The 13339-nt window shown below is 47.3% G+C and carries 9 protein-coding genes and 1 CRISPR repeat array; of the genes, 1 reads left to right on the top strand and 8 read right to left on the bottom strand.

All coding sequences use genetic code 11. The features are described 5' to 3' along the window. Positions 1 to 129: 129 nt before the first annotated feature. A CRISPR array of direct repeats spans positions 130 to 4059; the repeat unit is 37 nt; unit sequence GTTTCAATCCCTAAAAGGGTTTCAGCCATTTTCGAAC. Positions 4060 to 4311: 252 nt separating this feature from the next. The 8 genes from cas2 to cas10d form a co-directional block, all read right to left on the bottom strand. After that, positions 4312 to 4587 carry a CRISPR-associated endonuclease Cas2 gene (gene cas2, locus H6G21_RS25125; RefSeq protein ID WP_190577359.1) on the bottom strand — a complete coding sequence of 92 codons (276 nt, stop codon included), beginning with the start codon at positions 4585 to 4587 and terminating at the stop codon, positions 4312 to 4314. Beyond that, positions 4587 to 5594 carry a type I-D CRISPR-associated endonuclease Cas1d gene (gene cas1d / locus H6G21_RS25120; RefSeq protein ID WP_190577356.1) on the bottom strand — a complete coding sequence of 336 codons (1008 nt, stop codon included), beginning with the start codon at positions 5592 to 5594 and terminating at the stop codon, positions 4587 to 4589. Before cas1d ends, cas2 begins: the two co-directional genes overlap by 1 nt. A 35-nt stretch (positions 5595 to 5629) precedes the next feature. After that, positions 5630 to 6217, bottom strand: coding sequence for a CRISPR-associated protein Cas4 (gene cas4, locus H6G21_RS25115; protein ID WP_190577354.1), 588 nt, complete (start codon positions 6215 to 6217; stop codon positions 5630 to 5632). Positions 6218 to 6257: 40 nt separating this feature from the next. Next, on the bottom strand, positions 6258 to 7070 hold the full coding sequence (gene cas6 / locus H6G21_RS25110) for a CRISPR-associated endoribonuclease Cas6 (RefSeq protein ID WP_190577351.1): 813 nt from the start codon (positions 7068 to 7070) through the stop codon (positions 6258 to 6260). A gap of 265 nt (positions 7071 to 7335) precedes the next feature. Beyond that, positions 7336 to 8052 carry a type I-D CRISPR-associated protein Cas5/Csc1 gene (gene cas5d / locus H6G21_RS25105; RefSeq protein WP_190577349.1) on the bottom strand — a complete coding sequence of 239 codons (717 nt, stop codon included), beginning with the start codon at positions 8050 to 8052 and terminating at the stop codon, positions 7336 to 7338. Positions 8053 to 8057: 5 nt separating this feature from the next. Beyond that, the gene (gene cas7d, locus H6G21_RS25100; RefSeq protein WP_190577346.1) at positions 8058 to 9050 is read right to left on the bottom strand and encodes a type I-D CRISPR-associated protein Cas7/Csc2; all 993 of its coding nucleotides are present in this window, start codon (positions 9048 to 9050) and stop codon (positions 8058 to 8060) included. 34 nt (positions 9051 to 9084) lie between these two features. Further along, positions 9085 to 9696: a hypothetical protein gene (locus tag H6G21_RS25095; RefSeq protein WP_190577343.1), complete on the bottom strand. Its 612-nt coding sequence runs from the start codon at positions 9694 to 9696 to the stop codon at positions 9085 to 9087. After that, positions 9693 to 13025 (bottom strand): type I-D CRISPR-associated protein Cas10d/Csc3, encoded by a 3333-nt coding sequence (cas10d, locus tag H6G21_RS25090; protein ID WP_190577341.1) that lies wholly within the window; start codon positions 13023 to 13025, stop codon positions 9693 to 9695. Before cas10d ends, H6G21_RS25095 begins: the two co-directional genes overlap by 4 nt. Positions 13026 to 13251: 226 nt before the next feature. On the opposite strand from cas10d, the gene H6G21_RS25085 reads away from it, so the two are divergent. Then, on the top strand, positions 13252 to 13339 hold an 88-nt coding region (locus tag H6G21_RS25085), incomplete at its 3' end, for an IS1 family transposase (RefSeq protein WP_347278042.1).

Below are 13339 nucleotides of genomic sequence, written 5' to 3'. Positions count from 1 at the left end.
AATTGGAGAATCACATCAGTGCGATTTGGAATTTTATCCACCACTACAACCAACAGATTCGTTTAAAGCAAGCATTGGCTTGAAAGAACAAGTCTTTTTCCTTATCCTTTACTAAAAAAGACTACCAGCGTTTCAATCCCTAAAAGGGTTTCAGCCATTTTCGAACCTATCGCAGGGCAAAGCTATCACTGAGTAGCGGAATTGTTTCAATCCCTAAAAGGGTTTCAGCCATTTTCGAACTCTTCAGCCTTGGCTAGAAGTGCTTCAGATCGGGTTTCAATCCCTAAAAGGGTTTCAGCCATTTTCGAACGAGGGTTGTCGCTAGTGCGCATATAAGCACTCAGGGTTTCAATCCCTAAAAGGGTTTCAGCCATTTTCGAACTTTTTAGGGCCTTTTGCACCAAGTCTAAAATCATGTTTCAATCCCTAAAAGGGTTTCAGCCATTTTCGAACGACTAGTGGGATCGCCTCACTTGATACCGTCCTGTTTCAATCCCTAAAAGGGTTTCAGCCATTTTCGAACTGAGGGGTGGCGTCGATATCGCATCCCAGCGATCGTTTCAATCCCTAAAAGGGTTTCAGCCATTTTCGAACTTCTACCGCTATTTAGGTTACGGGAACCCGATCGCCCTGTGGTTTCAATCCCTAAAAGGGTTTCAGCCATTTTCGAACATCCGAGTACCCCAACAACCCCCAACAATCCCACCAGTTTCAATCCCTAAAAGGGTTTCAGCCATTTTCGAACCTTTCCTGGATTGACAGGGGGAACTCCAGAGATCGTTTCAATCCCTAAAAGGGTTTCAGCCATTTTCGAACTAGCCAGCGTCGCCCCAAACGGGCCGTTCAATACGTTTCAATCCCTAAAAGGGTTTCAGCCATTTTCGAACACATCAGCAAGGTGATTGAGTACAACCGAGATCGGTTTCAATCCCTAAAAGGGTTTCAGCCATTTTCGAACTTCCCCCGCATCCCTTTGCGTGGCTTGCTACCCGTTTCAATCCCTAAAAGGGTTTCAGCCATTTTCGAACAAATCAGTTTTCGTTTAACGGAGAGTCAATACGAAGTTTCAATCCCTAAAAGGGTTTCAGCCATTTTCGAACTTTCCCCCGTTGGCATGGCTACTCACTAACGCAGGTATGGCGTTTCAATCCCTAAAAGGGTTTCAGCCATTTTCGAACGTTGTTCTGCCTTGGTTTGGGCGTCTTTCAGACCTTGCTCGTTTCAATCCCTAAAAGGGTTTCAGCCATTTTCGAACTCTGCAATGCCTGCGGAATTTGCTTTAATGGTTATGTTTCAATCCCTAAAAGGGTTTCAGCCATTTTCGAACTGGTCTTGCCGTCCGAAATCTGCCAAAAATCTTCGTTTCAATCCCTAAAAGGGTTTCAGCCATTTTCGAACCAGCTTCATTTCGCCTGTATCTTGCGGTTCCAGTGCAAGTTTCAATCCCTAAAAGGGTTTCAGCCATTTTCGAACGTGGCTTGACGTTCAGAACCCCAAGCTTAAGGACTGTTGTTTCAATCCCTAAAAGGGTTTCAGCCATTTTCGAACTTGATGTTGGCAAACATCAGGCATCCAGCCACAAAGAACAGTTTCAATCCCTAAAAGGGTTTCAGCCATTTTCGAACTCAAGTGAAGGGCTATCTCTAAATATTTAGAGATGGTTTCAATCCCTAAAAGGGTTTCAGCCATTTTCGAACGGGGTTTTTGTTGGGTTCCACTCCAGGGTTTTTCCGCCGTGGTTTCAATCCCTAAAAGGGTTTCAGCCATTTTCGAACGTGCATAGGTACCAGGATGGGGGCAACTCGTCCGCACGCCCCGTTTCAATCCCTAAAAGGGTTTCAGCCATTTTCGAACTAAAGACGCTGATAACGCTGAAAACAATTAAATAGTTTGTTTCAATCCCTAAAAGGGTTTCAGCCATTTTCGAACGTGCCCCAGTCGCGTTGGAGGTTTCAACTTTGTTTCGTTTCAATCCCTAAAAGGGTTTCAGCCATTTTCGAACTTTTTTATCGATCAAAGTAATGCAATTATTTCCGCGTTTCAATCCCTAAAAGGGTTTCAGCCATTTTCGAACTTGACCTTTCCCTGGATGACTACGATAAGTCACTTGTTTCAATCCCTAAAAGGGTTTCAGCCATTTTCGAACTTGCAAAAAACTGAGGAATGGCATGAAAAATCAGTCTCGTTTCAATCCCTAAAAGGGTTTCAGCCATTTTCGAACACCCAGAACATAGGCCGTAGCGGTACGCGCCATGCCGTGATGTTTCAATCCCTAAAAGGGTTTCAGCCATTTTCGAACCGTGGGACAAACATAGAAAGCACGCCGCTATCGTTCAGTTTCAATCCCTAAAAGGGTTTCAGCCATTTTCGAACGATAAACGCTTTGATTACGAAGAAATTCGTAAAGAGTTTCAATCCCTAAAAGGGTTTCAGCCATTTTCGAACGGTTGAGGTTGGGGTGCTGGCTGAAAAGTCGCGCTGTTTCAATCCCTAAAAGGGTTTCAGCCATTTTCGAACGTCCAAAACAAAAATTTCACCCATGGGGTGTAGTAGGTTTCAATCCCTAAAAGGGTTTCAGCCATTTTCGAACCCATGATGACCAAGCAATCAATGCTTTATTCTTTGTTTCAATCCCTAAAAGGGTTTCAGCCATTTTCGAACTTCCTTACTTCGTGCAAATTTTTAAGCAGTTGAATTGTTTGTTTCAATCCCTAAAAGGGTTTCAGCCATTTTCGAACGAAATCCACCCTGCTTCCACGGCTTTGGCTATTGCGTTTCAATCCCTAAAAGGGTTTCAGCCATTTTCGAACGCTATGAAATTTTCGATAGGAGACAAGGTCTGTCGATGCGTTTCAATCCCTAAAAGGGTTTCAGCCATTTTCGAACGTGCCAAGTCTAGCCATTCGGAACATTAGCGTTTGTTTCAATCCCTAAAAGGGTTTCAGCCATTTTCGAACATTTGTAGGCTTGGCGGTTGAGTTTGGATTGAGCGGGTTTCAATCCCTAAAAGGGTTTCAGCCATTTTCGAACGAGCAACCAGTACCACCAGGTACGCCCTAGAACCTTGGTTTCAATCCCTAAAAGGGTTTCAGCCATTTTCGAACGGTCGGGTTACCACCTTCTTGCCCGATCGTCTTCGTGTTTCAATCCCTAAAAGGGTTTCAGCCATTTTCGAACAAAACTGGACAGAGGGCTTACCCGTCTACTGGCTGGTTTCAATCCCTAAAAGGGTTTCAGCCATTTTCGAACGTATATAGGCTCCGGTGCTTACACCGGTAGAACACCGGGTTTCAATCCCTAAAAGGGTTTCAGCCATTTTCGAACCCAGTTGCCCAAGCCGCCTATCCCGCAGCCTTGGGTTTCAATCCCTAAAAGGGTTTCAGCCATTTTCGAACAGGGGCTTTCGGCCTGTGTGTTGGTAAAAGTTCTGTTTCAATCCCTAAAAGGGTTTCAGCCATTTTCGAACCACTGCTGGCAAACCTGCTCTTCGCGCTGACGAATTTAAGTTTCAATCCCTAAAAGGGTTTCAGCCATTTTCGAACGTGTTGAGTTGCCGGGGGCTTTGCCCCCTTTTTTTGTTTCAATCCCTAAAAGGGTTTCAGCCATTTTCGAACCTCCGTGTTACTTGCCAGTTCCCTGCGTAGGTGCGCTTCGTTTCAATCCCTAAAAGGGTTTCAGCCATTTTCGAACCGAGGGCATACCAATACCCCGATCCCAGGTGATCGGTTTCAATCCCTAAAAGGGTTTCAGCCATTTTCGAACCGAAGTGGTGACCCGGCGTGGAGCAACGTTTGCAGAGCATGTTTCAATCCCTAAAAGGGTTTCAGCCATTTTCGAACGTGTCCAACTCTTCCCCCCTACAGTCTAGAAACGCTTGGTTTCAATCCCTAAAAGGGTTTCAGCCATTTTCGAACCTCTGGACTGTAGACCGTCACTCGCTTGTCTGCTTCGGTTTCAATCCCTAAAAGGGTTTCAGCCATTTTCGAACGCGCAACGACAACAGATACAACTTACAACTAACAGTTTCAATCCCTAAAAGGGTTTCAGCCATTTTCGAACGGCGGGCATCTGAAAGTATTGCTGTATGCAGTTTTCAAGGTACAGAATCGCCGATCGCCCCCATTATAGCCAGAAACCCCAGAAACTTCATCACCCTCATTCCCCCCAATCCCCCGAAAACCCGCATCAACACTCATATCCAACCTCCGCGCCGATCGCCCACAACCCAACAATCCACCAAACCCAACCCCCATCAGCCTTCCCAGCCATCAGCCCCATCTCCCCGACAAAACACCCACCCACCCGCGCACCTCACGCAAAAAACACCGTATCATCCCGCACCGCCTCACCCCCAATCCGCTCCACCTTCCCCTGACAACAAGCACACAAAAAATAAAACCGCACACTATCCACCTCCGGCTGAATCATCTTCGCCAGCCGCGATCGTAACTTAGCATATTCCGTCTCCGACAAATCCACACACTCAAACACACTAAACTGCATCCACTGGCCATAGGACTTCAGCATTTTATGAATCTTCGTCCGGCGCTTATCCTCCGGAATATCGTAAGAAATTACAACGAACATCACTTCAACACCAACGGCGGATACAACTCAGTCTCACCCATCAAAAACTTCGCCAACAACCGCCCCTGAATCTCAAACGCCTCCTGATAGGAACACTTCCGCCCCATCACCGGATGCTTAAACGCCGACTGCTTCTTCTGCTCATACGATCGCAAAAACTTCCGTCGCCCCTCATCCGTCAAACTCACCGCCCCACTCACCGGCTCCCGAATAAAATCATCCGGCACCAACACCCGCCGATTCATCACCGCCAACACCATCGCATCCACCACCAAAGGCCGAAACTCCTCCATCAAATCCAACGCCAACGAAGGCCGCCCATAGCGCTCTGTGTGCAAATAACCTAAATAGGGATCAAACCCCACAATATTCACCGCACTCTGTACATCATGCAACAACAACGAATAGCCAAAACTCAACAACGCATTCACCGGATCAAGCGGTGGCCGCCGATTCCGCACCTTAAACGTAAACCCATCCGCCCGAATCAACTGCCCAAACACCCCAAAATAAGCCGCACTCCCCGCCCCCTCCAACCCCCGCAGAGAATCAATCGACTCCGTGCGATCGATCGGCTTAATCGCCTGCTCCAACTTCCCGATCGCCCCCGAAAAATCCGCCCGCGACCCCTCCCGCTGCGCCCGCAACAACGCATTTCGATAATTCTTTAACTTCCCCCGCACAAAGCCCCGCACCACATGCACCGCCCGCTCCGGCTCCTGCCTTGCCGCATTCCACTGCGCCGATCGCACAAAAATATTTTTCGTCAACGGTGGCTCCAAACTCCCCAAATACCGCCCCGTCCCCGTCAAAAACGTCAACGGAATCTTCCGCTCCAACAACTCCATCAACGCCGCAGGCGACACCGTCGCCCGCCCCATCACCACAATCCCATCCAACTTAATCAACGGCACATCCTGCAAAACCTGCTTCTGATGCGATACCTTAATCCGTTCATCTACCTTCCCAATAAACGAATCATCCTGCATTATATACAGCGTTCCCATCACCATTCCCCACTCTATTGAATAACCTGCTCTCCCTACTCCTCCCGATATCGCCGTACCCGCTCCGCCGCCCTCGGCAAACACCGCTCATACAAACTACACCCCTGACACCGTGGCGTATATTCCGGCCTCGGCATCTTCCCCGTTTCCAATAACTCCCGCACCCGCCCGATCGTCTCGATCGTCTCCCGTCGCAACCCCTCCGAAAGTTCAACCAACACCCGCTGATGGGACTGCGCATAATACACATAGCCCTGCGCCACTCCCCGCCCCGTCATCTCCTCCAAACACAACGCCTGCGCACACACCTGCAACGCATCATTCTCAAACTCCCCCTTCGCACTGCGCTTATACTCCACCGGATACATCCGCCCATCCTGCTCCTCAATCAGATCCGACTTACCAATTAACCCATAGCGCTCCGATCGCAGCCAAATCGCCCGCACCTGGTACGTCTCCTCCCGATTGCCATCCCCCAGCGTATGCACCCGATCGTGCAAACTCGTCCCCTCGATCGTGTACTGATTCTCCTCAAACTCCCCCGCACAAAACATCCGCCAACAGCGATGGGCACAATAACAATACTGATTCAACGCCGCGATCGGCACATAATCATCCCGCATACACCTACCCCGCTACCCTCCCACGCCTTCCCCACTCCCATCAACTCCGATCAAACACCCGCCGCACCATGCCCATTCCCATCGGTGTTTTCCGTCCCACTCCCGCAAACATTGCAAAATCTGCTAACACATTAAACTGCTTCACCATTGCAGAATCCACTTTGCCAAACAACTTAAAACTCATCTCCCCCACGCAACCCACAAACTGACTGCGCGAATCCGGCGCGATCGCAGTTCTGATATTCACAAAACTCGGTGCAATGTTTTGAATCACCGTATCTGGAATCTCAATTCCACTATACTGATTCCACTTACGCAACAGACTATTAAATACCCGATCGACATCCGGAATCGGATTATCCACCAACCCCTGCCGAAAACTCGCCGGCGTATAGAACGTCAAATCCGCAATCCGTCGATCGTCAGAAGCCTGCTCATAAAGCTGGCTATAACTCGCAAAATTCGCCCAAGGCTGCGTTGATTGCGGCGTCCCCAACACACTCGTAATCAGCAAATCCGCCGAACCCAAATGCCACGCCTTCTGCGGATTCAAATTCAACCACAGCTTCGTCAAATGCCCAAACAACAAATCATCCAGCAGCGTAATCCGCCACCAGCAAGGAGATCCCGCCTGAATCGGTCGATCGTACTGCCAGCGAATAGCTTGCTTCCCAATCTGCAAAGGACTCAGCGTAAACGCCTTCTCCGTCTTCTGCTCATGCAAGCGATCGGCCAATGGCCTATCCACCGAACTCACAATTTCTAAAAACAGTGCATGAACCTGTCGCCCCGTTAAAAAATTAGGATAAATTGGCGACTGAGGCACTAAATTCAGTATTAAACTATGTGGCATAATGAATCATCAAGACAATACGTAAGCTCAATTACAATCGGAAAAGAGTTCATTAATATTTGCTGGCTACGGCAATCCAGGCCTACCAACAGAAACACATTCATAGGTTAAAAAGTCAGGCTCCAATGGGGTTTGCAGCAGAGTTACTGAGTCAGCAGAACGGTAGAAAACACTCCAACCGCAAGGGTTTGGCAAGTAGCAGAACCCTGCTAGAAACGCTCCATTCACTCCGAGGCATTAGCTCACCATCGCAATCTAAGAATTTTCAGCCGCCCCCAAAGTGGTATTGCATGTTCGCAGGTAAAGTCAATGTCTCTTTACCCATTTTCACGCGATAGTGAGCCCCCTTGAGAATCCGCACATTCCGAATCAGGCTGACTGGCGGCATGTTCAGTGTGTCATAGCTCACCACTTGATGGGTAAACATGACATCCAACGGATTCAGCGGATGTTCACAAACGAAATCCCCCGTATCATTGGTAAACTCCAGGGGTTCACTTAAACTCACCGCCGCCTTACTCATCCATTTCCCCAGACGAATCCATTTGGAAAATTGAAGAGTTTTACTAGTGATGACAAAACATTCAAACTGACTCTCAGCAGCAATTTCCTTAGTTCGCCCAAAGCTTGGGATATTTTTCTGGGTTTTCTCCATTTCAACGTGGTAGTTGTTATTCGCATACTTCCACGTATGGAGAACGGCTGCATGGTTAACCGCCCGAGCAGGTGTTACATAGATGCCTTGCTGATTGAGTGGCATCAGATGGGCTTCATACTTTGGCACCTGCTCCGGACAGAAGTAACGGTACCCATGCTCCTCGGAGACACGGGTGGAATAGCGATCGCTATCCACCAATCCCAATGCATAGCACAACGCATAGTTATGCAACACTGGCTCTGTCTCATACAGTCGCCCAATCTCGCGGGTCGCGTAGTAGAGGCTATCATGCAATTCGATCGTGCAGCGATAGATATGCGTCATACTGATTATCCCCTCGCAGCCGCTTTCTTCGGTCTCTCGATATAGGCTTTGAAGTATGCCTTAGCCTCTTGATCGGCTTGGGTTAAAACTTGCTTCAGGGTGGATTCCTTCCCTAGAAGAGTCTTGACCTCTGATAAAACAGGTTGAAAATCTGGCCCCAGTAGATCCGTATGCACAATAAACTCCTCTGCCATTAAGTCTTGAATCGTACTGATGGCTGTGGATAACACATTCTCTTCATTTAAGGGATCGGTACCACCCATGTAACCAGCAGCCTTCATCGCATCGTAAATCGCTTGTGTCCAGCGCAGGTTACTAACAATCTCGCCATCCGCAAAAATGACTCCGATTAGTTCATTGCGAACTCGGCCAGTGCGCGTGGTCTGTGCACCATAGTGACGGGTTCGTAGAATATTGTTGAACACGTAGAGAAAACTCGCTTCTGTGGGGTCTTTCAGCGTCACAATGCTGGGGAAATACACCTGCGGTTTGATGTGATCCTGTTGATTAATTCGACTGGTGACCGTGCCCTTCTCGCTCATGGTGCCATTTTCAAACGGAGCATTCAGCGTAAATGTTTCATGGGTTTCATCAAAGGGAGTAATGGAAAATGCGGTATCAACCACCACTTTGGACTTCTCAGAGCCCGAGTCCCCGATCGCAAAGCCATAAATAATGCAATCCGGGTTATTCATCCCAAACTCAACGTTATATTCACACTCTTCCGGTTTGACTAAACCATAAGTACGCAAGAGTTCCCGACCCACAAGTCGTTCAGGGGTAGATTGTTTCCGTTTAAACATCGAAAGTCGGCTAATGGGTGTTTTATCCACAATCCCAGCACTGACTCTCGCTTTGTTGAGTTCACCATCGGTCTGAAAGAGGGGATAGGATTCAGTAATCCGAATAGTCACAAAGTGAGCGTATTTACCCATGGGTTTATAGGGAATTTCTGCATGGAAAAACTTCGCTACATCGATCGATTTTAGAAATGTCATGATGAACTTCTCCGAGTTGAATCTTGAATACTAATTATGCTGCGAGAGGATGGATTAGGATCCGTAGCACCATTTCCAAATCCTCCGGAACCCGATAAAGGTCGAGACCCTGTTGAATCTGCTTGGTCGCACGATCGAGCACACCAAATTTCCAGATTTGGCCTGTCGTCACAGAACCCAGCAAAACTGGCTGATTCGGGGATCGATCCCATTGATCAAGAGCAATCATTTCTGCCACCAGTTGTGTAAATCCGTAGTCTAAATCTTCGCGTTTAGCTTCAATGACTAAAAGCTCTGTTTGAGATTTGAGCAAGTAATCCAAAATCCCTTGAAGTTGTTCAGTCACTTTGATCGGATACTCAATCTTGAGTTCTGCCTTCGTTTGACGAACCACTTCCAACACGACCTGGGACACTAAAACTTCTCGACGGGAAGTTTCATTGGTTAGGCTTACATAGGGCATGACAGACTCTAAGCGAGTTCGCAAATCCTCTAGGGTGGGTAAGTCGCCAGCATATTGGGGCAATTGGAGACGAGATCGGCAAAATCCATAGCCCAAGTCAGCCGCGAGGTCATCTGGCTCAATCTTGAGTTCAAAGATTTTACTAAATGTGTAGGATACATTGGGCTGCAGGATGTTATTCATGAAGTTGCCTCTACCATCTCAGTGTCCTCTTCGTCAGCTTTCTGTTTTTTCTGAGCATTTTCCTTATCATCTTCCAGTCGATAGAGAAATTCGCAGGTATCCCGCAGTAAATTCAATTGTCGTCCTGCTAGGCGTGCTCGATCACCCGCGAAAGACTTTTCAAAGACATCAACCACAAAGTACGTTGCAAATTCAAGAACCGCTTGTCTCTCCTCCTCACGATTCTTGAGTATCCATCGACCTTCTGCGGTAGAAGCGTGAACTCGATCCATGAGCTTAAAGATTTCAGCTGCTACGGTTGCAATTAGCGTTTCACCATGAAAAACGCTGGCATCCGCTTTCAACAAAGTATCAGCCGCTAAATCAAGGGGCTTTAAAACTGCATTGGCCTTGGGATTGAATTGTTTATTGGCTCGATAGAACTTGCGATAAAGTGCGGTGAGGTTCTGAGGATGATTCATGGGTGAATAGCGAGGATTTTTGATAGTAAATTGGTTCAGTTCAGACTGAAATTCTACATGGGGATCAAAACAGGGGTAGAAAGTATAGGCATAGAGCCTACGCTTGTTAGAACTACCAATCTCATCTTTCTGATTTCTAGCCCATTTGGCTAAATATGTGAAGACATAGAGCGCACTGGTTTCTAGATCTTTCGCTAATTCGGTCAACTTGCCCCAGTTGGCATCATAACCATTCTTACCCTGCTTTGCATTGACATCTAAGTGAATGGCATAGGCCGCAGTTAATGCATTGAGCGGAGAAGCCCGATTGGTGCCGTCAGGGGTCGTCCAGCCTTCTAGGATGTGGTCAAGGCGAAATCGATCGTTCCCTAGTAAGACTCTAATTGCCTGGGGTGCGCTATCTAGAAATACGCTCTCCTCAAATTCGGCTCCATCGTTAAAGGGGGGAATGGGAGATTCAGAAACGACGGTTTTGACATCCAGGATGAGCGGAAAGGCTAAAGCTAACCAGGCAGGCATCACCCAGGATTCAGTATCCGTTGGGTCTTTGCCGGGGGGCAGTGCCATAAAGTAAAAAGTCAGAGGCTTATCATCAGGATATGCCAGTTTGAATGTCCGATCGCGCTTAAATTCAGGATCTTTTTCATCCAGTTGTTTCTTCCATTCTAAGTCATCATCTATCAAAAATGCATCAATGGCTTGATACCGATCGCGACTGAAATCAGCATCCAAATCACGATTGATAAAGTGGTTGCGCACACTGGTATCAAAACGAGTTTGGACAATGCTGCTGTAGGCTTTCTGTAGAAACTTATTGGTTTCTGGCGTGAAGTAGTAGGTGGGATAGAAGTACAGATAGCGATATTTGCCATCCTCAAAGCGTTTGCCCACGGCTTGGGTCTGATTCATCAAAATTTGCCGCAGCATCATTTCAATCCCAGCAATGCTGGAAATATTACGTTTCGCGTTGGAGCCTCCCAGCATTTGTTTATTCGTGTACACCTGTGGTGTAAACAATACTGCCGATTCCATTTGTTCAGTCACAGTATAGGCTGAGTGGGAGATGGAACAGACAAGCTGCCGACCTCTTCCGGGCTTTTTGGCGTTGTTGTAATGATTCAGTTCTTCGAGAAAAATATTGACGGCATCTGTTCCGGTTGGGTGATCGCTTGGTAGCATAATGACCCGATCGCACCACTGCCGTAAGTCATCCCAACCATCTGAAATAGTATATTGCGCCACGACGGGTTGAATCAAGCTAGCAAGATTGCTAATCACCTGCTCACAAGTCTCTCGTACACTTTCAATGCCAGGATTTTTCTCTAGGTATTGAGCCGCCAGATAGTACCATTCGTAGGGAACGCCGCCTGTATTCCCTTTTAGTTTGAGAGCCTTGAGGGATTCGTTAATTTGCTGAATCTCACGGATTTGTGGCAGGTGATTCGACAGATCCCAAAATTCTGCAACTTTGTGGATGAGTTCAAGATCGGGCGGTACGGGGAGCTTTTTATTTTTCTTACGCGCTGCTTCGATTTTGTCTAAGCGATCGCCCCAAATCTTCCGACTAATGACGTCGCCAAACTCGGCAATTTGGTCAATCCGAATGTCATCGCTAAACTTAAAATCGTAATCTGACGATAAGATACCTTGAGTTTGGAACTTAACTAGATTTTCACTACGACTCGCTGCAACTGAGTTTTTCCCAGTCCTGAGAATACGCAATGTTGCATCTAGGGCAACGCGCATGAGGGCAATATCATCAAAAAATAAACTATAGTAATCAGCATATTTCATGCCTTTACCATCGCGCCCAAATCCTGTTTGTCGCTGCTGAAGTTGGCCTGCACACAGTTCTTTGATGCTCTGAACGACCCGATCGCTCAACCCCTCCCGCCTCACTGGTGGCGCATCACGATGAGCTAGATAGATCACCCCCGTTGGTAAGTACAGTAGCGGCTCATAGTAGTTACACTCGTCCGTATTGAGGCTTTTGTGGGCTTCGATGAGAGCGTTATTTACAACATTAGTTAATACCCCTCTGTTTTCCGCAATGCTGTGGTAAGTCAGACGAACTAGGCCATCACTAAGGTTATGGAGTAGCTCCTTAAATTTGCGGCTTTCAGCATCGTAGGGATGCTTAATGATGGAAGCGAGGGAATCTGCAAGACAGGTTAAATCAGAAAGGGCACGTAATGTCCGATCGTTTAGGGTTGGGTTGAGGCCATATTCTGAGAAGTTCCAGTTTGTATCCCATCGCCGTTGTGCGTTATAGGCCATGCATAACAGATCATCGATGTAATCTTGGTAGGCTTGGGAATCATTAGGACAAATGAAGCGATCGAGGCCAAGTTGTTCTACTTTTTCGGCAATGATTTGGCGATGGGCTGAGATCGGGAGTTTGCGGCAGTCTTGAGGCACATCGGGGAATTTCTCAAAATCATGCAGAATGAAAGCTGCAATCACAAGCCGTCGTTGCAGTTCCTGAACAACACGCTTAACCGTAGTATTCAGCTTTGAGAGTTGCCTTTCAATGAAATTTGCTGGAAATAACCCATTCAGCAAATGGGTGTTCAATGATTGGTCAGCGGCATTATCCCGTCGGACTCGTTCTTTGCCTGCCGCATCAGCTTGCCGATCGAGTTCATCGAAGAATTTACCGCCCTTTGCAGTAACGCCGATCGCGACTCGTAGCAAGTTAGGCAACACATACTCGGCAAAATCCTGCATGACAGGATCGTTCGGATTTTGTGTTTGAATCGCTTCTCGCAGGAGTTTGAGCGTTAGGAGTTCACGATTGGATGAGAGGGTACGATCGGCTGCTTCACCAAACCCAAAATCCTCATCTAAGAAATCAAAATCATCATTCATTGTCACTGACTTCCAAAGAATCTAGGTAGTTTTGAGGCGAGTGAATTGGGATTGAATTTTGTCATGCTCTCCACCTCGCTAAAGCTTCATGCACCTTCGTCCGAACATTCTGGCGATAGGATTTAAGTTCAGATGGGGACTTCAAAGCAGTTTTGCGAAAAGCTGCAAATTGTCCGCTGGGATTTTCGGCGTTGCATAATAGGGATATGAAAAGAGGATAAAACCGATGCAATGTCCCGAATGTGGCTCCACTAGTATCAGTAAGAACGGTAAACAAAGAGGTAAACAAAATTATCTGTGTAAAGACTGTCGCC

This window comes from Alkalinema sp. FACHB-956, from assembly GCF_014697025.1.
GTDB lineage: Bacteria > Cyanobacteriota > Cyanobacteriia > Leptolyngbyales > Leptolyngbyaceae > Alkalinema.
This window is presented reverse-complemented; position numbering and strand designations above follow the sequence as displayed.